We start from the raw sequence: 20,920 nt of genomic DNA, 5'->3' as shown, positions 1-20,920 counted from the left end.
GCAAACGATACAGGTCCACATCTACGCCCGAATGATGGACCATGCTCACATCTAACCGGTAATTAACCTTCCTCACAGGCTCGTTACATCATGCTGCCATGACTCTTAACTCCCAGTGCGTAAACTGCCAAACAGTATTGAACGAAGACCGTCACATGAATCGAGGAAGTCATGGCTCAGCCCACCACTGTTACCCCACTGGATCGTTTGGTGAAAGTGCTGCGGTTGGGTGAACCCTCCGCATACCGAAATCACACCTATATCAATGGCGAAAGCATGTTCTTCCCCACCGGCCGCGTCTACGGCGGTCAGGTCATCGCCCAGTCGGTGATTGCCGCATCCAAAACCGTGCCGGCATCCCGCTTGCCGCATTCCATCCATGGTTATTTCATTGCGGCCGGTGATATTCGCCAGGATCTGCTCTTTGACGTCGAAACGCTGCGCGACGGCCGATCATTCTCCGCACGCCGGGTGAACGTCACCCAGGCTGAGGGACCAATCTTAACCGCCATCGCATCCTTCCAGGAGACCGGTCAGGAGGGCGTGGAATTCGCCGACCCCATGCCTGAAAACCTGCCTGATCCCGAATCGCTGACCTCCGCAAAGAAACTGATGGAACCATTCGCCGAGAAGTCGCCGTTCGCCAATTACTATGCGGAAAAATCACCCTTTGATATTCGCCACATCACGCCGACGGTGATGCTTCGCGCCGATAAGAAATCCGCTGAGCATGATTCCGGCAAGCAAATGGTGTGGATGCGTGCCGACGGTCACGCCGACGTACCGCAGGTGATGCACCGCGCACTGCTCGCTCTTGGCTGCGATCAGCTCATGATGGAACCGGTGCTTCGCCGCGCGGGCCTGTCGATTTCCACACCGGGCATCTCCTACGCCTCCATCGACCATTCGATGTGGTGGTACCGCGACATCGACATCAATGAATGGCATCTGTATGTGCAGGATACGCCGATTGCCGCGCACGGCCGTGGACTAGGCAATGCCAAGGTGTACTCGCAGGATGGCGAATTGGTGGCCGTAATCGCCCAGGAGGCCATGGTCCGCGTACCTCAGAAGTAACACCTTATCAGACGTACGCTGAGCGAGCGTCAGTGTACGTCTGATAAGGCTTGCAGCTACTGCTACTGCTTGCGGTAGGCCGGGGAGACTTCCTGACGGCGTTTGGCCTCGGCAATCTTAGGGTTCTCTGGGCCTTCGTTCGGCGGCAGTTGGCAAAGCCATTCTCCGATGATGCCGATAATCATATCGGCGATGCAGATCACGGCGGATATCGCACATTGGATAATCGCATCATGGTAGAACGGCGCTTCGAAATGGCTTGCGCTCATCAGAATCTGCCCCACATACCATCCGGCGAGCGTGGCACCAGCCAAGCCCAATGCCTTGGAAAGCACCAAAGTATTCACGGCGATGCTCGGATTGATGAAACTGTGCGGGCGCTTCTTGGGGTCGGTATTAGCATATTTGTGCACTTGCAATGCCAATACCAGCACAATCACACCCAGCACCGCAAGCAAGCCGGCCACCACCCACGGGGTGCCGATCAGAGACAATCCGGACTGCTCGCCATACGAGGCAAGGCCCATGCCGGCAAGCAGGCCCAGTACGGCACCAATCACGTACTGCCACCATGGTGTTCGGCGTACTTTCACGTCATTCTCCTTGTGCGTTGTGGGTTATATGCCGCATAGGCTCATTTACCCATGATCCAGTTATCCGACAGCATGCCGACCTGCCCGGCATCCGGCGCCATGGCCAGAAGGAACGATACCGGCTCCGATCCCAGCGTGGCATCGGCGTCCATATCCATCCAGGGAGCCAGCACGGAAGCATGGTTCCTGGCGGATGGCCATGGCACTCGACAGTCCGGCGTATCCGAGGTAACGCCATCCATATCCACAAGATCGAGATCAATCAGGCCTTCATGCGCGGCTTCGACACTGCCGAGCGCGGCAATCAAATCGGCTGCCGGCAATTTGGTCTCTATCTGAATAACCGCACTCAGCGCATCCGGACCATCAAAATGACTGACATGATACAGCGGCGAGATGCCCTGCACCTGGTTTCCGGGAATGCTATCAACAGAGACGATGGCTTCGCGGAACAGTTGCTCGGCGTCGCGGACGGTGGAATCCATGGAAATCACGGCTTTGCGGGAGACCGGAGCAGCGTCTTGGCGATTCTTTTCGAGAGCGGCATGCTTCGCTCCAGCATCGTCAACCGCATTGGCGGCATGCCCTGCGAGCATCCAATCCTCACTGTCCAGTTGCACGGCATCGCGATCCGCCGCAACCGCCAGCAAATCGGACGCCAATCCACCATGGGCACCGGCGAGTCGGGCCGTAGGATTCAAAGCCACCCAAGGTGCCAGCACGAATGCACGCTGCCATGCGCGCGGATGAGGCAACGACAGATCCGGGTCCGCACTGGTAATGCCATCAAAGTCGATGATGTCAAGGTCCAGCGGACGCGAATCCCAGTGATTCTCACGATTGCGGCCGTGTGCGCGCTCAATGCCCTGCAATGCGGCCAATAGTTCGTGACTGTCCAATGTGGTCTCGAGTTCCACGACCGCATTCAGAAAATCAGGCGTGTCATCGGCCATACCCCATGCAGCCGTACGGTACAACGGTGAAATACCGACGACTTGCGTGCCCGACAATCCGTCCATTTCACGTACCGACGCGCGTAAGGTGGATTCCACATCACCGATATTGCCACCCAACGCCACCACCGCATGATGCACCGCCGGCTGTTCAGTGGACCGCGCGGCAGCTGACTGCACAGCGACCTGAATATCGGATTGGGTCTTATGCTCCGGCACCACGGCACCCTGGGCATCACGGACGCGGGTGATGGATACCGCCACGTCCGTGAACGGCACCGTAATGGGCGCATGCGGCTTATGCACGGTGACATCAACCTTCGCAATCGGCTTGATCGCAAGGATTCGTTCGGCGATACGCTGGGCAAGCTTCTCAATCAAGTCCACATGCTCGCCCTCGATGACCGCCACGATGTCTTTGGCCACGCGCCCATAGTCGACAGTATCGCCCAAGGCATCGGACCGTCCGGCCGCAAAAAGGTCGAGATACAGCGTGGCATCCACGATGAACGGTTGCGCACGCTGATGCTCGAAGTCGAGTACGCCATGAGTACCGTTGGCGCTCACACCTGTAAGTCGAATTATGTCCATGATTGATTCCTTGTTTGCATTGACCGCCGTTGGATTCAGGGATGCGATGCCCCATACAACTCTACTGTGCGCTCTGTGCGCTGTATTGGCGCCAAGCGTTACCGGCGATGACGGCGGCACGGCTCTTGGCCACGTCGTGCACGCGTACGGCCCATGCACCATGTTCGGCACTCAAAGCGGACAATGCGGCAGTCACATCATCGCGCTGAGCCATTGTAGGCTCGGTAATACCGTTGTCGGCCAGCATGGCGGAAATGAAGCGCTTGCGAGATTGCCCGATCAGCACCGGGTATCCGGTGGCACGGAAGGTCTCAAGTCCGGCCAGCAGTGGCAGATTATGTTCGATGCCCGGCTTGGAGAAGCCCAGACCCGGGTCGATGATGATGCGTTCGGGCTTAATGCCGGCCGCCAGCACGTCATCGACCTGGCGCATCAGCTCATCATGCACATCGGTCAGCACGCCATGCTCATAGACGGATGTGTCCTGATCGGGATTGGCACCCTTGGAGCCGGCCAGCCAGCCACGCCAATGCTGCACGATGTACAGGCAATCATGGTCGGCCACCACATGCGGCAGCTCTCGATCCAAGGTTCCACCGGAGACATCGTTGATGATCTGCGCGCCGCCTTCCAAAGCCGCGGCGGCCACTGAAGCACGCGTGGTATCGATAGACAGTACCGCGCCCGCCGGGACCAATGCATGAACCGCGCCGGTGATGCGCTTGAGCTCATCTTCTTCGGACACGCGCTTGGCACCGGGACGCGTGGATTCGGCGCCGATATCAATGATGTCAGCGCCGGCTGCCATCATGTCGCGACCGTGCTGGGCGGCCTTGTCAGGGTCAAGCCATAGGCCACCGTCCGAGAAGGAATCCTCGGTGATGTTGAGCACGCCCATCACCAGCGTCTGCGACGCATCATGCAGCTGTTGCAAATCAGTCATTGTTGTATTCCCCTTCTATTGGTATTCAGTCTCCCCCACCCAGCTTCGCCGGGAGCCCCCCTCGTCAGAGGGGGCCGAGAATGACTACTTGTCCAAAATGAGGCTCATGGCCTCGGCTCGAGTAGCGGGATTGCGCAGCAGACCACGAACCGCGGAGGTCACCGTGCGGGCGGAGGACTTCTTGATGCCACGCATCGACATACACAGATGCTCGCATTCAGTTACCACAATCACGCCTCGCGCACCGGCGTAATCCACCAACGCATCGGCAATCTGCTGGGTCAGGCGCTCCTGCACCTGTGGACGACGGGCATAGACCTCCACCAGACGGGCCAATTTGCTCAGACCCATCACGCCATCCTTGGCTGGGATGTATCCCACATGAGCCACACCATGGAACGGCAGCAGATGGTGTTCGCATACGGAATACAGCTCGATATCCTTGACCAGCACCAGCTCGTCGGTGTCCACATCAAAATGCTTTTCCAGCACATCAGCCGGCGAGGCATGAAGGCCTGCGAACAATTCGCGGCCAGCTCGTGCAATACGGTCCGGCGTCTCCACCAGACCTTCGCGATCCGGGTCCTCACCAATCGATTTCAGGAACAGGCGAACGGCCTTGCGCACGCCTTCCTCATCGTAGGTGCCTACTTGCTCCTCAGTCATCTGCTCTCCTCACATGTCTCCAAGTACCGGTTCGTACCGGTCAATTGAGCAAGCCCGTGGACTGACCATGCAATAGAGCACGGTCAGTCCACGGGCTTCTTGCACACCGGCGATCACTCTCCAGGCTTGATGCCTGCCGAACGCTTCAGACTCTCAGGAATCTCCACCGGCGGCTTATCGGAATCAGGGCGACGCTCATTGGAGAGCCACACCTCACGTTCCGGAGCCTTCTTAATCGGCGCGAAGATCTGAGCGAGTTCCTTTTCGTCCAGTGTTTCCTTGACGAGCAGCTGGCGAACCAGTTCGTCAAGAATCTCACGGTTGTCGTTGATGATATTCCACGCCTCGGTATGGGCGGTCTCCACCAGCTTCAGGACCTCCTCATCAATCACTTCGGCAGTGCGATCGGAATACTTGCGCGGAGCCAAACCATCCATCACTGTGGTCTGATCGTCGTCATCAGCCCACTTGATGGCACCGAGCTTATCGGAGAAGCCGTATTCGACCACCATGGTACGGGCGATCTTCGTGGCCTTCTCGATATCGTTCGAGGCACCGGTGGTCGGATCGTGGAAGACGATTTCCTCGGCGGTGCGGCCACCCATCGCGTAGGCCATCTGATCGAGCAGCTGGTTGCGGGACTGCGAATAACGATCGGCAGTCGGCATCACGGCGGTGTAGCCGAGCGCACGACCACGCGGCAGAATCGTCACCTTGGTCACCGGGTCGGTGTTGCGCAGAGCAGCCGCCACCAGAGCATGGCCGCCCTCGTGGTATGCGGTGTTACGCAGCTCTTCAAGAGCCATGCCCTTGGACTTACGGCGCGGACCGGCCTGAACGCGGTCGATGGCCTCGTCGATGGCACGGTTGTCGATGAGCTGGGCACCGGCACGAGCGCACAACAATGCAGCTTCGTTCAGCACGTTGGCCAGATCGGCACCGGTGAAGCCAGGTGTGCGCACCGCCACCATGTGCAGATCGACATCCGGCACGAACGGCTTGCCCTTGGCGTGCACCTTAAGGATTGCCTCACGGCCTTCCAGATCAGGCGCGGCCACGCCCACCTGACGGTCGAAACGACCCGGGCGCAGCAGTGCGGGATCCAGCACGTCGGGGCGGTTGGTTGCGGCGATGATGATCAGGTTGGTGTCATTGTCGAAGCCATCCATCTCCACAAGCAGCTGGTTCAGCGTCTGTTCGCGTTCGTCATGGCCGCCGCCCATGCCGGAACCACGCTTGCGGCCGACGGCATCGATCTCATCAATGAAGATGATGGCCGGAGCGTTCTTCTTGGCTTCATCGAACAGGTCACGAACACGGGAGGCACCGAGGCCGACGAACATTTCGACGAAGTCCGAGCCGGCCATCGCGTAGAACGGTACGCCAGCCTCACCTGCAATGGCTCGAGCCAACAGGGTCTTACCGGTTCCAGGAGGGCCGTACAGCAGCACGCCACGCGGAATGCGAGCGCCCAGCGCCTTGTACTTGGCCGGATCCTTCAGGAAGTCCTTGATCTCCTCGACTTCGGCAAGCGCCTCATCTTCGCCGGCCACATCGGAGAACTTGGTGGTAGGCGTCTGGCCCTCGAGCAACTTGCCGTTGTTTTTCTTGCCACCCATGCCGAGCATGCCGCCGGCACCGCCCATACGGCTCATCAGCCACCAGAACAGCGCGAAGAAGATGATGAACGGCAGAATCGAAGTGACCAGATAGCTCAGCATGCTGGTCTGTTCGATGTTGGAGGTCCAACCCTTTTCCAGATCGCCGTCTTCCACGGCCTTGGCCACCTGCGCGCCCTGTGCGAAGGTGTAGTAGAACTGCACGTCCTTGCCGTAGTTGGTGACCTTGCCGGTGTCCGGATTCTTCTTGGAGAAGTCATCCTTGAGCTCGAGACGCACCACCTGCTTGTTGTCGGTGATCTCGGCGTAGGTGGCCTTGCCCTCCTTCAACAACGCAAAGCCATCCTTGGTGTCGATGGTCTTGGTTGCTCCGGTGGAGAACATCTGGAACATCAGCACGGCCATGACCACAAGCACCGCGCCCCACAGCCACGGAGACTGCCAGACCGGACGGTTCTCGTTGTTGCCACCGTTCTTCTTGTTGCCATCGTCACCACGCTTGAACGGGTTGGTGAATGGGTTGCCGTTATTACGGTTATTAGGGTTCGGATTGTTTCCGTTGCCCTGCCCAGGTCCCTGGGGGAAGCTCATGCTTATTCTCCTTGGTAAACGGACGGCTTCAGCACCGCGATCGATTCGAGGTTGCGGTAGCGTTCGTCATAGTCGAGGCCGAAGCCCACAACGAATTCGTCCGGGATTTCATATCCCGGGTACTTCACATCTACGTCGACTTCTCGGCGGGAAGGCTTGTTCAGCAGTGCAAACACTTCCACCGAGGCCGCGCCGCGACGTTTCAGTTCCTCAACGAGCCATGCGAGCGTACGTCCTGAATCGATAATATCTTCCACGATAAGAATGTGCCGGCCGCGAACATCGGCAGACAGATCCTGACGTACCGTCACGGTGCCGCTTGACTTGGTACCGGCACCGTAGCTGGACAAGCTCATAAAATCGATTTGCACAGGGATGCTCAGGGCCTCAGTGAATGCCACCAACGTGTTCACGGCACCCTTCAACACCGCGACGACCAGCGGATCCTTATCTCGATAGTCCTCGCTTACCAGCGCGGCCATCTCATGGATTTTGGCATCAATCTGTTCTCTGCTGACCAGCTCGTGGTCAATATCTTCCTTAACGTCAGCGATTCGCATGCGCTCTATCTTGGCACACGCGAATGACGTGTTTCTTGCGGTTCGCTGAATATCCTCTGGGAAGATTCACAGCTGACTGCCCATGCCAATTCACCATCAATTGGTCTATGGCTTCGATTTGAATCGCACTGGCTTCCACCGAGGCCTGGTTCAAGGCATGCGCCACTACGCGAAGCCGCATCGCGCGTGGCTCGCGTCCCAATGTTCTCGCGTCAATCGCGACAATTACACCACGGTCTGAGTCATTCTCGCCGATGATGGTCACGCTGCAGGCGGCAATGCGTTCGGCCTGGCTATCAAGATACGCCTTATCCGCCTGAATCAGACGCGCATTGCCGGCCAGATGGCGAATGACATCGCTGCCGGTGAACCGTTCGATGGCCGGCAGCAAATCATGGCGGATGCGCGAGCGGAGCGGATAGTTGCCCGGCAACGGTCCTTCAGCACTATCTCCATTCGTAGGGTCATCCCAATAAGCCAGATGCAGGTCCTCCTCGCAGATACCTGTGGTCTCGTCACGTGTGAGGTCGAGCAGCGGGCGTACGAACAACACCTGCTCACGCACTGTGGTTGCGGGCATTCCAGCAACCATATCCAGTCCATAACCACGTAAGAGCCCCAGTAACACGGTTTCCGCCTGATCATCCATCGTATGGGCAAGCAATACGCAAGCGGCATGCGCATCGCATGAAACGGCGCATAATTCCCGGTATCGCGCCTCTCTTGCCGCGGCCTCTACCCCTTTGCCCGAATCACGAACATCGGCACGGCGAACCAGCACCGGATCAAGACCGAGGTTCCGGCAGCCTGCCGCCGCACGCTCGGCCACCGCACCGGAACCATCCTGCAATTGATGATCGACGATAACGGCACCGCAACGCAGCCCCAATGATGCACATACGATCTGTGCCACCGCAGCCAGAGCCATGGAATCCCGTCCGCCCGAACATGCGACCAACACCAAGGGTGCATCCGGCAGCGGCTTATGCTCACCATGCTGTGAAAACTGCGGCGACTGCCGCTCCAAACCAATATCGGCCAAGGCGGCACGCACTGCGCCGACGGCCTTCCGCAGCCGGGATGAATACGCCATATCAGTCCTTATTGATTCCCTACCGATCACAAATCGGCGAGTTTCGTAATGAAACTATTGATCGCATTGCGGGCGGCCTCATAATCATCAGGATTATTCACCACTACTGCAAAAGCCAGCGCTCCCCCGCCCAGACGGGAGACATTGCCGGCCATGGACGTCACATGCGCCAAACTGCCTGTTTTGACACGAATAAGGCCAGCAACCTTATCGTCGGTGTATCGGTCTGCCGCAGTGCCAATCAGACCGGTGATCGATAATCCCTCCGCAGCCGGCGCGCCAATGCCAGTCTTCAGATTGCGCTGTTGCACCGATATCAACGTGCGCACGGTCAGTTGCGAACCATCTGACAATCCCGAACAATCCGCCATGGTCAGCCCTGTCGTATCGATGCCAAGCGCTTGCAGAGTTGCATGCACCGCTTGCGTGCCGCCTTCGGGACTATTGGGCACGTTTTGTTTGGCGAGCGCGGTCAGACGACCGAACTCTTCAGCCAATGTATTGTCCGAATGGCGCAACGTATAGGCGAGAATCTCGGACAGCGTCGCGCTGCTTACCGAGGCCACCGGACTGGTACCGCTTGGAGCCGCGGCAGCGACGGGATCGCCGTTCACCGTGATGCCGTTGTCTTGCAGCAGCTGCGCGAATCGTTGTGCAACGTCAATTGCCGTGTGCTGGGAAAGTTCGGGATACCCGGCTGAATCGTCAGGATTGCTTGGTGCCGGGAAGACATCAGAGTATTGCCGTCCACCATCAATGGCCATCGAGGACACCGGCGTGTAGTACATCGTGTAATCCGCTAATACCGATTCACCGTCAGACAGCCCCCGAGGAATGCGATTCTCACCGAATAGGGTGTCATCATAATTGAGTCCGACGGTATCAATGCCTCGCTGAGCGAGTGCGGAGGCTGTGGCCTGAGCCAACGTGGCAAGACCGGCACGACCGTTGATATGGTTCAGATCGGAAGCTCCGGCGGACAATAGCATGTCGCCATTGCCTTTGAGCGTCACCACATTGCTCTCGCCGTCCGTTGAGATGAACGTCTGCGTATCGAGTGTGGAAGCCATATTCAACGTGGCGGAAGCTGCCAGCGCAGTCAGGGTCTTCATCGTGGACGCCGGTTCGCGTGGCGTATCCGCTTCATGCTCGGCAGCGGTATGGCCTTGCGCGTCCTGAATGATCACTGAAACGTCCTGTCCCACCCCCTCAGCGGAAAGCAGTTCGTTCATAAGGCTTGTAGCTTGGCCGGTATTGATTGATTTATTAAGATCGACCTGCGAGGCGATGGCTTCACCGGTTTTCGCGGTAGCAGGCTTGGCGAAAGTGACATCGGGAACCGGTTTCATGGTCAGCATGCCTGGAACGACGTCGGCGATATCCGCAACGCAATACCCGGCGAATAATGCGACGGTAAGCAGTGAGGAGACCGCTACCGTGACGCGCCGACTGGCTCTGCTGCGTCTTGACGTGCACCCATTGTTCTGTGACTTCGCCACGACCATTCCTTGTTTCTCCCGATGCGCCGGTTAATGCTGAAGTGAGGCGAATGAATCAAGAGTCTCAACAATCGATAGCATTCGCGCATCCAACAGCTTACCGCCCAGCCAAGTCCCCAACGCCAACATGCCGATGCCATTGACGAGTGCAACAGGAATCAATATCCAGAACATAGAGCCGATTACACCGACGATAGCCAGTATCGAAGCAACCACACCGGTAGGGAGCAACAGTGCGAATGTGCCAATCAGGTAGATGAAGGGAAAGAAACCTTGCGCCACGGCACGCCCTTGTGGAGAGGAGAACGGCTTATCCATGGAAGCCACCGGGTAGAGGAACACAGTGGAGGTCACCTCCGCAAGTCCGATACCACACAAGGCCACGGCGATGCCCAAGGCCCAGAACAGCAGGGCGAATGTGCGCCGCACAGGATGCGTCCAGTCTCCGGTGATGGCGAGCAGTGCGCAACCCATAACCAGCAGATACACCAGTGCAATACCCACGTAAATGCGCACACGGCCGATTCTGTCTTTGACGCCGGGGACCCCGGCGATGGCCTCCATAGTGAATCCTCGCCCATCGTAGGCGATTCCATTGCTTTCCGCGATAGCCAACAACCACCCGGCAGTAATCAGGGATGGCCAGATGGCCAGGCTCTCCCCATGCGCCTGTACCGCAAAAATCACTACGAAAAACAGCGGCATGACGAACAGCATCGCTTGGCGCGGATCACGCTTCAGGTAGGTGATCAGTCGCGCCGATACCGCTCCGGAAACGGAATCCGGCATATGTTGAAACGCGCCAAGCCCAGCAATGGTCATCGTACGTGATGCGGCACCCGTAATCCGGCGTTCATGATGCAAACACCACAGGCAACCCGCAAAACATACCGTCCAAGTGGCCGCCAGAACCAGCAGATGACCAGCCAATGCCGGCAGATTGGCTCGTGCGGCATCGAATGGCAGCTGGAACGCTGCTCCAAACGGCGTCCAACTCGCAATATCAGCCACAATACGAAGCCCCGCACCACGTTCGTCAGGTGTGGCATCGTGTATGGCATCGGAGTTCACGATGATGTTCGGCAGTTGGCACAGCAGCACGAATCCCAACACGGTGACCATGTAGAACATGGCTTTGCCGCGTTTCGAGGTGACCAGAGACCCCAACAGCGCGAACAACAATTTGGACAGACTAATGATGGTGAACACAGCGAATATCGCCGATATCAGCGATGTGATAACGACCGCAGCACCCATACGGCGGTAGGACAGCGTCCACACCATGAACGAGAGCATACCGGTGATGGCAGGCAGACCACACATCCCGGAAAGCAGTAGGCCGACTTGCAGCTGGCGGTCGGGGATGCCATACAACGCGAATTTCTTGAGGCTCATACTGGAACCGTCGCCGAACACCATGAATTGCGTGAATATCGTGGCTAGCATGATCACGGTACCGGCAATGACCACGAACCCTCGGGTAACGGCGAACGTTCCATAATCAGACGGAAGAACCCCACCGGCTGGCATGCCATCCAAACTGCCGATGGACCACGCGGCCATCGCCGTGCCCACCACCGTGATCACGGCAACAATCAACGCAAGAATATACGCAACAGTCTGCCATACGGATTTGCGCAAAGTGGCCCAGGTCAACGCCCATCTCAAGCGCGCTATGGTCAATGCGATGTTCATGAGCCGGCCTTTCCGCCGTCCAGCCAAGACAAATGCGCGGCTTCATGGCGCCCACCCACCAGCTGTAGGAATCGGTCTTCCAGGTCTTCGCCTGCCGCCACTTGTTCCACCGTGCCGGCGGCACACACCTGACCGTTGTTCACCACCGCCACATGGGTGCACATCTTCTCCACCAAGGCCATGACATGCGAGGAAATAATCACCGTGCCGCCGGTTTGAGCGTATTCGATAAGAATGTCTTTGAGGTTGGCGCTGGAGACCGGATCCACGGATTCGAACGGCTCGTCCAACACCAGAATGCGCGGGGAATGAATCATAGCCGATGCCAAACAGATCTTCTTGGTCATGCCAGCCGAATAATCAGCGACCATAGTGCTGGCCGCGGCTTTGAGATCGAATGCGGCAAGCAGATCCTGTGCACGGGCCGTGGCCTCGGCGCATTTCATACCACGCAGCATGCCCGCGTATACGAGTAATTGCAGTCCGGTCAATCGGTCGAAAATCTGATCGGGCTGCGGCATGACTCCGATGACGCGTTTGGCGGCATTGATATCCTGCCAAACATTAGTCCCGAGAATCATGGCAAGGCCGGCATCCGGCTTCAATAATCCGGTGACCATATTGAGGGTGGTGGTTTTGCCGGCACCATTCGGGCCTACAAGGCCATAGAACGAACCTACTGGAATATCAAGCGATAAGCCATTGACGGCGATCTTGCCGCCAAAGCGTTTGAAAAGGCCGCGAATAGACACGGCAGCTCCGGGATTCGGCGAAAACCCAACATTCCCCTGCATGTTGTCTATGCTCATAAATCCACTCTAGCCTATGCGAGCGGGCACGCCGAGCTTTGACGAAAAGACACCGCCGTTTTCCGGCCCGAACCTGATGTCAGGCCGAAAAACAACGCTTGCTATCCCTTATGCGTAATCGGCTTCCACTGGGCTTTGGCGAAGATGGCCTGGAAGGAAATCGGCACGTAGCTCAACATGTAAATCGGGAAGCTTAACACATAGGCGAGCAGCTCCTTGTTGGACGCACCGATTTGGTCGCGCTCAACGATGATGGTCAGGGCGGCGAGCGCCATCAGACCAAGCACGGAGGTGATGATGCCGTTCGACCATCCCACCAAGGATTGCCATTGGCTGGTCCAGCTCACAAAACCGAACGCCGCGAACAACGCACCCATGATGATGCGTACCACGCCGAGCACGGTGAACGGGCAGAGCATCAGTGTGAAGTCGATGCAGGAGAAATCACGTTCACGCACCGCACGCTTGAGCAATGCGGGCCCATAGTAGCGGAATACCTGCAGGAAGCCTTTGCTCCAGCGCAGACGCTGACGCCAGCTTTGCGCGAAGGTCACCGGCTGCTCATCGTAAAGGATCGCGTTACCGCAGTATCCGATGCGATCGCCGTGCAGAATCGAATCCATCGTGAACTCAAGATCTTCGGTCAACAGGTGGAACTTCCATCCCCTGTTGCGCTTCATGACGTCACGGGAGAACATGAATCCAGTACCACCCACATGGCATGAGGATCCCAGAATCATGCGGGAGTTGGAAAGGAATCGCGACTCGCGGATGAACCAGAGTGCGGAGCCGGAAGACACCCAGTTATCAGCCAGGTTCACCGAGTTGCGGTAACTGGTCAGAATCTTGAATCCGGCGCTAAAGCCCTTGTTCATCTCCTCGAAGTAGTGCTTGTCGAGCTTGTTGTCGGCGTCGAACACGAAGTAAGCGGCGTAATCGTCGGCTACACCGGTTTCCAACATATGGTTCAGCAGATAGGTCAGCGCATACCCCTTGCCGATCTGCTCCATATTGTGGCGCTCCAGCACATGGCAGCCCCGGGCGCGGACCACCTCAGCGGTGTTATCGGTGCAGTTGTCGGCCACCAGCCAGATGTCGATCAGCGAGGACGGGTAGGTCTGCGCGTGAATCGAATCGATGAGATTGCCGATGACGTTCTCCTCGTTTCTTGCGGAGATCAGCACGGCATACCGATTGGTCATCGGCGCGTCGGGGAATCGCACGGGCTTGGCGAACAGGGACATCACAATGCATACGCCCTGATACACCATGCCGGCACCGCCCACGATGAACAGCAGCACGTCAAGCACGGAGAGCAGCGTCATCAGCGCCACCCCGCTCTCGGGTTGCTGTTGGAGGAGGGCTTCGCCTCGTCCGATTTGCTCACGTCAGCTCCGTTCGCATGGTTGTCTGTATTGTCAGTCGATTCAGTGGCTGGCAGCGCCTTGGTCTGATCGACTTCGCTTTCCTCAGGTTTGCCGGTGTCAGGCTCCTCAGCACCCCGTAAACCAGGCTTCACCATACCTGAAACGCTGCCGGATAGCACATGCTTCGGAATAGCCACGGTCGCCGAATCATCATCCTCAGGCAGCAACGGGCCTCCCTGCTCGAAGGCATACAGTTCCTGCTGCAGCCTGCGCAGTTCCTCATCCATCGGCACTTTCTTGGTCGAGCCTTTGGCGGCGCGTGGCACGTGCTCGCCGATTGGGTGCAGCACATGTTCGCCGAACGCCTCGGAGGCCTCCACGATCTTGGATTTCTTTTCGGGCACCGGGTCATACATCAGCGGGGAATCAACCAACTCATATCGTCTGGTGTAGGCGCGGAAAATCACCTGAATGGAGGCCGTGACCGGCAAGGCGAGGAATGCGCCAAGCGCTCCGAACAGCGAACCGAACGCCAGCACGGCGAGGAAGGCCAACGCCGCATTGATATCCATCGTGCGCTGGGAGATTCTCGGGGAAAGGATCAGGTTCTCGATCTGCTGGTAGATGATGATGAACACCAGCACGGCGAGCGCATACGTCCATCCCCGATTGCCCCAGGCGAACAGCACCGGCAGAGCGCCGCCGATATAGGTGCCCACTGTCGGAATGAACTGGGAGACGACGCCGCAGAACAGGGCCAGCGGCAGCCAGTACGGCACTTGCAGCACCTCAAGGAAGATTGCAGTGCAGGCCGCGTTGATCAATGCCAGAATCGAGCGGGAGAACAGGAAGGACGAAATCTGGTCCTGCGCCACGGTCCAGACCAGCAGGAATCGACGCTGCGTATTGGGGGCGAGCCAACGGCAGAACGAACGACGCAGTTTCGGACCGGCTGCGGAAATGTAATACGTGGTCATAATCACGGTCATCAGATTCAGCAGGAAGCCCATCAGCCCGCTCACCGTGCTCATGGCGGTGCCGGCAAAGTCGGTCACCCAGGATGTCTGGATGTTATTGAGTATCTCCGAACCAAGGCTATTGATCTCCGGCAGTTCGAACGTGCTGTATTGGCCGATGAATTCGCGGATCTGCTCATACATGGTCGGCAGGCCGCTGATCATGGCGATGACCTGCGAGACGAACATGTTGCCGAACAGGGTGAGCAGCACGCAGATGATGATGGCAAGGCCGACCATTCCTGTAGCCGAAGCCACGCCGCGCTTCCAGCCGTGTTCCACCAAAGCCAGTACCAATGGTTCGATGGCCAGCGCGATGAACAGGGAGATGATGATATCAAGTACCAGATAGGAGATGCTGCCCCAGGAACGCCAGCAGAAGCTGAACACCACAATGGCTATGGCCACGTAGAGTAGTGCGCGCCCGAACCATTCCGGAGGCCTGCGAGGATCACCTTTCGCAGGGAACAGAGACCCCAAATCGATGCGATTTTCCTCCCCGCTGGGTGTTCCGGGTTGTGCATTGGCGGCACTGGTGGTGTTGCCGGCGCCTGATTCATAAGTTTTGCGCGCGCTTTCGCTCATGGCTCCCCATTGTAGCGAGAGGCTCGATGTTGCCGAAGCATCATTCGGCTGAGCGCAGCATCCACACGAATCGAACTCTGGACTGAGTACACCCGCTTTTCTATCCTTGGAACCATGCTTACCGTTTCGATCATCATCCCAGCGTGGAACGAATCCGAACGTATTCGCGATTGTCTGCTCAACGCCACGCGCCAGACCGTGATGCCGTATGAGGTGTTGGTGGTGGACAATCGTTCCACCGACAACACCTGCGAGATCGTCGAACAGTTCATCGCCGAACACCCTGAGGCCCCGGTCAAGCTGCTGCATCAGGACGATGAGCAGGGGCTGATCCCCACACGCAACTATGGTCTGAACCATGCCACCGGCGATGTGCTCGGTCGTTTCGACGCCGATTGCATGATTCGTCCGGATTGGGTGGAAGTGGTCAGCGGTATTTTCACCGAGGATCCCGAGGCGATGGGGGCCACGGGTCCGGTGATGTATTACGACATGCCGTCACGTCATTTCGGTTTGCGCGGTGACAATTCACTGCGCAAGCGTATCTATCGTGCGGATGGTGGTCAACCTCTGCTATTCGGCTCGAATATGGCGTTGCGTGCCTCCGCATGGCGTCAGATCGCCGATGAGGTATGCCGCGATAAGGCCGATATGATGCATGAGGATATCGATATCTCACTGCATCTGATGGGCAAGGACCTGAAAACCGTGTATTCACCGCGCATGATCGCCGCGATGAGCGCTCGACGCATGGATACATCGTTGAGCTCGTTCCTTAACTACATGCGTCGTTTCAAGAACACGTTCAACGCGCATCCGCAGCATTGGCGCAGGCACAAGCCGGAGATTCTGTTCACCGCCATGTATCCGGCGATGCATCTGTTCTACCCGGTGTGGCAGAAGGTGCTGAATACCGCCGATATCAACCCAGCCGAGGCGGCATGGATCAATGAGCAGATGGAGCTTGCCGAGGCGCAGGGCAAGAAGCTCTATGCCGAAACGCCCACGGATGAGGAGTGGGACGCAAAGCACGAGTAGTTTTCCTTGCCTCCCTCTGACGAGGGAGGTGTCATCGTTGTGCGATGACGAAGGTAGAGACGACCAGAACGTGATGCCCGATCATCTCTACCTCATCCGGCTTCGCCGGGAGCCCCCTCATCAGAGGGGGCCTATGCACTGAATCACATCAGCGACTTGTAGATGGCGAGAATGTCTTCCTCGGTGGCCTTGCGCGGGTTGCCCGGGGTGCACACATCGTTGAAGGCGTCGTGGGCCAGCGGGGCAAGATCGGCCTCAGTGGCACCGACCTCGGAAATCTTGGTCGGGTTCTTCAGGTCGACGGTCAGCTTGTGGACAGCCTGCACAGCCTCTTCGCGGACCTTCTCGAGGTCGCCGGTGTAGGCATCCTCGACACCGAAGGCATCGGCGATGTCGCGGTACTTCTCACCGGTGAAGTCCTTGTTGTATTCCATGACCGGGGCCAGCAGAATGCCGTTGGCAACACCGTGGGCCACGCCGAGGCGGCCGCCCAGCGGGTGAGCCATGCCGTGCACCAGGCCAAGGCCGACGTTGGAGTAGGCCATGCCGGTGATGTAGGAGGCATATGCCATCTGTTCGCCGGCCGGAATATCGCCGTCTGCCGACTTGGCAAGGTTCTTGGCAATCATGCGGATGGTCTGCATGGACAGGCAGTCGGACAGGCTCCAAGCGCCCGGGGTGATGTAGCCCTCGATGGCATGGGTCAGAGCATCCAGACCGGTGGCGACCTTCAGTCCGCGCGGCATGGAGTCGGTCAGATCCGGGTCGACGAAAGCGACGATCGGGATGTCGTGCGGGTCGACGGCCACGAACTTGCGCTTGTTGGCGGTGTCGGTGATCACGTAGTTGATGGTGGTCTCGGACGCGGTGCCCGCGGTGGTCGGCACGCCGAAGATCGGGACGGACGGGTTCTTGGTGTCGGCGACGCCTTCAAGGGAAAGCACGTCGGAGAACTCCGGGTTGGCGGTGATGATGCCGATGCCCTTGCAGGTATCCTGCGGGGATCCGCCGCCCAGACCAATCAGGAAGTCAGCACCGGATGCGGCGAACTTCTCAACGCCGTCCTTGATGCACTCGACCGGCGGATTCGGCTTGACATTGGAGAAGACCTCGTATGGAAGTCCTGCCTCGTCCAGAACCTTGGTGACCTTTTCGGCGGTACCGGTTTCCAACAGAACCGGATCAGTGACGATAAACGCCTTGGTGAAGCCGTGCTGCTTTGCAACGGTGGGGATTTCCTTGATGGCGCCGCGGCCGAAATATGCAGTCTGGTTGAAAATCATCCGATAGACCATAGGTGCTCTCCTTTTGAGCTCGTACCTGTTCCAGTCGCTCATTCGTTGAACGACCTAACAATTGTTAGCGTACTACGTTTGTGAACGTTAACCTGAAAACACGCTGAGAGGAAAAGAAGACTAGGATACAAGCGTAGTTGGGGTTTGTATGTATCTAAACAGCAAAAGAGGTGGAAAATGGCCAACGGCAAGGCTATGACCGTAGCCGAAATGGTGGGATTATTCGTTCAACAGAGTGCACCGGTGCGTGTCAATGCATTTGACGGCTCGCATTTCGGGCCTGCCGACGCGGATCTCACGGTAAACATCACCAGCCCGAATTGCATGTATCAGCTACTCGCACATCCGAATGAGATCGGCGTGGTCCGCGCATATGTGCTCGGCGACTTCGACGTGGAGGGCATCGACTACGCCGACCCCTACCCTGCCATGCGCAAACTGATTTCCCTAGCCAAGTACGTAAAGCCAATCACACCGGTGTCATTCGCACGGGTTTCAGCGGGTATTCTGAGCCATGGATTCAAGAAGCCGCCGGTGCCTTCCACCGAGGGGCCGAGCAAGTTCGCCCGCATCAAGCAGGGACTGATGCCGCATACGGAAAAGGCCGACTCCGAGACCGTAAGCTTCCATTACGATATGTCCAATGAGTTCTACGCCGACTTCCTGGGCCCTTCCATGACCTACACCTGCGCAGTATTTGACAGCGAGAACATGAGTCTGGAGGATGCGCAGGCCAATAAGCTGCGCCTGATTCTCGACAAACTCGGGCTCCAGCCCGGAGAACGTCTGCTTGATATTGGCTGCGGCTGGGGTTCGATGGTCATTACCGCAGCACGCCGCGGTATCAAGGCCTTGGGAGTCACTCTGTCCAAAGAGCAGGCCGCATATGCGAACGAATGGATTGCTCGCGAAGGGCTGCAGGACTTGGCCGAAGTGCGCGTACAGGATTATCGAGAAGTCCCCGAGCGTGATTTCGACGGTATTTGCTCCATCGGCATGATGGAACATGTAGGAACCAAGAACTATCAGAGCTACTTTGAGGAGATGTTCAGGCTCCTGAAGCCGATGGGTCGCCTGCTGAACCATCAGATCACCATCAGCCATGACAAACCGAACGGCAAGCCAGGCACCGACGAATTCCTTGATCGGTATATCTTCCCGGACGGCGATCTCGGAGCGCCCGGATTCATTGAATCCTGCATTCACGACGCCGGATTCAACGTGGTGCATCAGGAGAACCTGCGCCAGCATTACGCGCTGACCCTGCACCACTGGAATAAGAACCTTTCCGAACACTGGGATGACGCGGTCAAGCAGGTTGGCTTCGAACGCGCCAAGGTCTGGGGCCTATACATGGCCGCCTGCGCATTGAACTTTGAGCTCGACGGCATCCAGATCCACCAGTTCCTCGCGGTCAAGCCCGACCGTGTCGGCCACCCGGACGGCAAGTGGTACCCGCTGCGCCCCTGGTGGAAGGCCTGATAACACAAAAGCCCCGCTTTCAAAGCGGGGCTTTATTAGTTGTGGCTCCGAACGGCGTCGATCCGTTGACCTAGCGATTTTCAGTCGCTCGCTCTACCAACTGAGCTACAGAGCCATTGAATAGTCCACTTGCAAGCAAGTGGCCATCCAAGCGACCCCGGCCGGACTTGAACCGGTGACCTCCGCCGTGACAGGGCGGCGCTCTAACCAACTGAGCTACGGGGCCGTGTTGTTTCTGTCTTGCGACAGGCAACAGATAGATATATTACTGAAAATCGGAACTTACGCAAACTACGGCGTGTCTGGCTAATTTCCAACGATTTACGACATTCTTCAAATACAACACATCCATCTATCGCATCACCAGCGCATCACCAGTCGGCACGGCATAGCGGGTGGCACAATGGTCAGATAGTGATTCAGTAGCTGATTCAAGCCCTGCAGGGCATAAACCTCTCTTCGACGAAAGGCCAAGCAATACCATGACCGACACCCAAGCCCCCACCGAGCCGACAAACGAGAGTCTCGACACGGCACATGCCATCGAAGAACAAACAACGCCAGCCCATCCGATTCACAAGGTGCTCTCATTCGTCCGCCGCTCGGCACGACTTGACACCCGCCTGCAGCGCGCATGGGACAACTACGCGGACACGTATCTGCTGGACATCGCAGCCGGCAACGCCCGACTCGACGTGCGTGAGGGCTTCTCGTTGACCAAGGCATATATTCAGTCCACTTGGGGCAACAGCAATCCCCTGATCGTGGAAATCGGCACCGGACAAGGCGAGAATGTGGTCGCCGCGGCCGCCGCTCATCCGGAAACCAACTTTCTGGCGCTCGAAGTATACGACCCGGGCGTAGCGCATACCCTGCTGCTGGCCGGCAAGCAGCAACTCACCAACATTCGCATCGCCCAGGTCAACGCTGCGGAACTGTTCAAGGTCACCGAACCGGGAAGCATCGCCGAGGTCTGGACTTTCTTCCCCGACCCGTGGCCGAAGAAAAAGCATCACAAGCGCCGCATCGTGCAGCCGGAGCTCGCCGGCAACATTCACGATGCACTGGTGGATGGCGGTGTATGGCGCATTGCCACCGACATTGAGGATTACGCCCTGCATGTGCATGAGGTGATGGACCACCTTGACGGCTGGAAGAACATCGGCACCATCAACTCGAGCCTGCCACTGGAGCATGTCGGCAAAGGCAACGCCGATTTGGCCGCCGACATGCCGCACGCGGATTTTACCGAATCAGAGCGATTCGTCGGGCGAGTACTGACCAACTTCGAGAAGAAGGGACTGGATGCCGGGCGAGTCATCCATGATTTCACTTATCAGGCAGTTGCGCTCAATGCAGTGAAATAATCACAGGGCAGGCGCGGGACGGAAAAGCATCACGGCCATTTATGCGTTTCCATCCCGCATGCTCAAATTAACCCCAACAAC

At 57.8% G+C, this 20,920-nt stretch carries 17 protein-coding genes and 2 tRNA genes; 4 read left to right on the top strand and 15 right to left on the bottom strand.

Annotated features, from left to right (window positions below; genetic code table 11):
* Nucleotides 1–171 precede the first annotated feature (171 nt).
* Entirely contained in the window at nt 172–1,077 is a 906-nt protein-coding gene (locus CSQ86_RS02670; RefSeq protein WP_100493541.1) for an acyl-CoA thioesterase, read from the top strand.
* 62 nt (nt 1,078–1,139) lie between these two features.
* Here the strand turns inward: CSQ86_RS02670 and CSQ86_RS02665 are convergent, their stop codons facing one another.
* The 12 genes from CSQ86_RS02665 to CSQ86_RS02610 all read right to left on the bottom strand — a co-directional run bounded on the left by CSQ86_RS02665 (nt 1,140) and on the right by CSQ86_RS02610 (nt 15,657).
* The gene (locus CSQ86_RS02665) at nt 1,140–1,670 is read right to left on the bottom strand and encodes a DUF3180 domain-containing protein (RefSeq protein ID WP_100493540.1); all 531 of its coding nucleotides are present in this window, start codon (nt 1,668–1,670) and stop codon (nt 1,140–1,142) included.
* Between the two features lie 41 nt (nt 1,671–1,711).
* On the bottom strand, nt 1,712–3,214 hold the full coding sequence (gene folK / locus CSQ86_RS02660) for a 2-amino-4-hydroxy-6-hydroxymethyldihydropteridine diphosphokinase (RefSeq protein ID WP_100493539.1): 1,503 nt from the start codon (nt 3,212–3,214) through the stop codon (nt 1,712–1,714).
* A gap of 61 nt (nt 3,215–3,275) precedes the next feature.
* Complete coding sequence (folP, locus tag CSQ86_RS02655; RefSeq protein WP_100493538.1) at nt 3,276–4,157, bottom strand: dihydropteroate synthase; 882 nt, start codon at nt 4,155–4,157, stop codon at nt 3,276–3,278.
* Nucleotides 4,158–4,241: 84 nt separating this feature from the next.
* On the bottom strand, nt 4,242–4,823 hold the full coding sequence (gene folE, locus CSQ86_RS02650) for a GTP cyclohydrolase I FolE (RefSeq protein ID WP_100493537.1): 582 nt from the start codon (nt 4,821–4,823) through the stop codon (nt 4,242–4,244).
* 113 nt (nt 4,824–4,936) lie between these two features.
* Nucleotides 4,937–7,033, bottom strand: coding sequence for an ATP-dependent zinc metalloprotease FtsH (gene ftsH, locus CSQ86_RS02645; protein WP_100493536.1), 2,097 nt, complete (start codon nt 7,031–7,033; stop codon nt 4,937–4,939).
* A 2-nt stretch (nt 7,034–7,035) separates the two neighbouring features.
* On the bottom strand, nt 7,036–7,593 hold the full coding sequence (hpt, locus tag CSQ86_RS02640; protein WP_100493535.1) for a hypoxanthine phosphoribosyltransferase: 558 nt from the start codon (nt 7,591–7,593) through the stop codon (nt 7,036–7,038).
* Nucleotides 7,580–8,686 carry a tRNA lysidine(34) synthetase TilS gene (gene tilS, locus CSQ86_RS02635; RefSeq protein ID WP_100493534.1) on the bottom strand — a complete coding sequence of 369 codons (1,107 nt, stop codon included), beginning with the start codon at nt 8,684–8,686 and terminating at the stop codon, nt 7,580–7,582. The genes hpt and tilS overlap by 14 nt, the downstream gene beginning before the upstream one ends.
* A gap of 26 nt (nt 8,687–8,712) precedes the next feature.
* Nucleotides 8,713–10,191, bottom strand: coding sequence for a D-alanyl-D-alanine carboxypeptidase/D-alanyl-D-alanine endopeptidase (gene dacB / locus CSQ86_RS02630; protein WP_100493533.1), 1,479 nt, complete (start codon nt 10,189–10,191; stop codon nt 8,713–8,715).
* Between the two features lie 24 nt (nt 10,192–10,215).
* Nucleotides 10,216–11,880 carry an ABC transporter permease gene (locus CSQ86_RS02625; RefSeq protein WP_100493532.1) on the bottom strand — a complete coding sequence of 555 codons (1,665 nt, stop codon included), beginning with the start codon at nt 11,878–11,880 and terminating at the stop codon, nt 10,216–10,218.
* Nucleotides 11,877–12,689 carry an ABC transporter ATP-binding protein gene (locus tag CSQ86_RS02620; RefSeq protein ID WP_100493531.1) on the bottom strand — a complete coding sequence of 271 codons (813 nt, stop codon included), beginning with the start codon at nt 12,687–12,689 and terminating at the stop codon, nt 11,877–11,879. The genes CSQ86_RS02625 and CSQ86_RS02620 overlap by 4 nt, the downstream gene beginning before the upstream one ends.
* A 101-nt stretch (nt 12,690–12,790) precedes the next feature.
* Nucleotides 12,791–14,014: a glycosyltransferase family 2 protein gene (locus CSQ86_RS02615; protein ID WP_100493756.1), complete on the bottom strand. Its 1,224-nt coding sequence runs from the start codon at nt 14,012–14,014 to the stop codon at nt 12,791–12,793.
* The gene (locus CSQ86_RS02610) at nt 14,014–15,657 is read right to left on the bottom strand and encodes an AI-2E family transporter (RefSeq protein ID WP_100493530.1); all 1,644 of its coding nucleotides are present in this window, start codon (nt 15,655–15,657) and stop codon (nt 14,014–14,016) included. Before CSQ86_RS02610 ends, CSQ86_RS02615 begins: the two co-directional genes overlap by 1 nt.
* A gap of 114 nt (nt 15,658–15,771) precedes the next feature.
* On the opposite strand from CSQ86_RS02610, the gene CSQ86_RS02605 reads away from it, so the two are divergent.
* Nucleotides 15,772–16,695 carry a glycosyltransferase family 2 protein gene (locus CSQ86_RS02605; RefSeq protein ID WP_100493529.1) on the top strand — a complete coding sequence of 308 codons (924 nt, stop codon included), beginning with the start codon at nt 15,772–15,774 and terminating at the stop codon, nt 16,693–16,695.
* 143 nt (nt 16,696–16,838) lie between these two features.
* Here CSQ86_RS02605 and fucO read toward each other — a convergent pair whose 3' ends face one another.
* Entirely contained in the window at nt 16,839–17,990 is a 1,152-nt protein-coding gene (gene fucO, locus CSQ86_RS02600) for a lactaldehyde reductase (RefSeq protein ID WP_100493528.1), read from the bottom strand.
* Nucleotides 17,991–18,167: 177 nt separating this feature from the next.
* Here fucO and CSQ86_RS02595 point away from each other — a divergent pair, with 177 nt between their 5' ends.
* Nucleotides 18,168–19,472 (top strand): class I SAM-dependent methyltransferase, encoded by a 1,305-nt coding sequence (locus tag CSQ86_RS02595; RefSeq protein WP_100493527.1) that lies wholly within the window; start codon nt 18,168–18,170, stop codon nt 19,470–19,472.
* 42 nt (nt 19,473–19,514) lie between these two features.
* On the opposite strand, the gene CSQ86_RS02590 is transcribed toward CSQ86_RS02595, so the two are convergent.
* Together CSQ86_RS02590 and CSQ86_RS02585 are read right to left on the bottom strand one after the other, a co-directional pair.
* Nucleotides 19,515–19,587 (bottom strand) — tRNA-Phe (locus tag CSQ86_RS02590).
* Between the two features lie 37 nt (nt 19,588–19,624).
* A tRNA-Asp gene (locus tag CSQ86_RS02585) sits at nt 19,625–19,698 on the bottom strand.
* Between the two features lie 256 nt (nt 19,699–19,954).
* Between CSQ86_RS02585 and trmB the strand changes: the two genes are divergently transcribed.
* A complete protein-coding gene (gene trmB, locus CSQ86_RS02580) occupies nt 19,955–20,839 on the top strand; it encodes a tRNA (guanosine(46)-N7)-methyltransferase TrmB (protein ID WP_100493526.1) in 885 nt (294 codons plus the stop codon).
* The last annotated feature ends 81 nt before the right edge of the window (nt 20,840–20,920 follow it).

The sequence above is a fragment of the Bifidobacterium felsineum genome, from assembly GCF_002802915.1.
Lineage (GTDB): Bacteria > Actinomycetota > Actinomycetes > Actinomycetales > Bifidobacteriaceae > Bifidobacterium > Bifidobacterium felsineum.
The sequence above is the reverse complement of the archived record's forward strand: the minus strand, read 5'-3'. Positions and strand labels throughout refer to the sequence as shown.

Coding starts and splice junctions, on each gene's coding strand:
- CSQ86_RS02625 (WP_100493532.1), bottom strand. CDS start 11,880: ATGAACATCGCATTGACCATAGCGCGCTTGAGATGGGCGTTGACCTGG.
- CSQ86_RS02595 (WP_100493527.1), top strand. CDS start 18,168: ATGGCCAACGGCAAGGCTATGACCGTAGCCGAAATGGTGGGATTATTC.
- folK (WP_100493539.1), bottom strand. CDS start 3,214: ATGGACATAATTCGACTTACAGGTGTGAGCGCCAACGGTACTCATGGC.
- CSQ86_RS02610 (WP_100493530.1), bottom strand. CDS start 15,657: ATGAGCGAAAGCGCGCGCAAAACTTATGAATCAGGCGCCGGCAACACC.
- folP (WP_100493538.1), bottom strand. CDS start 4,157: ATGACTGATTTGCAACAGCTGCATGATGCGTCGCAGACGCTGGTGATG.
- fucO (WP_100493528.1), bottom strand. CDS start 17,990: ATGGTCTATCGGATGATTTTCAACCAGACTGCATATTTCGGCCGCGGC.
- dacB (WP_100493533.1), bottom strand. CDS start 10,191: ATGGTCGTGGCGAAGTCACAGAACAATGGGTGCACGTCAAGACGCAGC.
- trmB (WP_100493526.1), top strand. CDS start 19,955: ATGACCGACACCCAAGCCCCCACCGAGCCGACAAACGAGAGTCTCGAC.
- ftsH (WP_100493536.1), bottom strand. CDS start 7,033: ATGAGCTTCCCCCAGGGACCTGGGCAGGGCAACGGAAACAATCCGAAC.
- hpt (WP_100493535.1), bottom strand. CDS start 7,593: ATGCGAATCGCTGACGTTAAGGAAGATATTGACCACGAGCTGGTCAGC.
- CSQ86_RS02620 (WP_100493531.1), bottom strand. CDS start 12,689: ATGAGCATAGACAACATGCAGGGGAATGTTGGGTTTTCGCCGAATCCC.
- CSQ86_RS02605 (WP_100493529.1), top strand. CDS start 15,772: ATGCTTACCGTTTCGATCATCATCCCAGCGTGGAACGAATCCGAACGT.
- tilS (WP_100493534.1), bottom strand. CDS start 8,686: ATGGCGTATTCATCCCGGCTGCGGAAGGCCGTCGGCGCAGTGCGTGCC.
- CSQ86_RS02615 (WP_100493756.1), bottom strand. CDS start 14,014: ATGACGCTGCTCTCCGTGCTTGACGTGCTGCTGTTCATCGTGGGCGGT.
- CSQ86_RS02670 (WP_100493541.1), top strand. CDS start 172: ATGGCTCAGCCCACCACTGTTACCCCACTGGATCGTTTGGTGAAAGTG.
- folE (WP_100493537.1), bottom strand. CDS start 4,823: ATGACTGAGGAGCAAGTAGGCACCTACGATGAGGAAGGCGTGCGCAAG.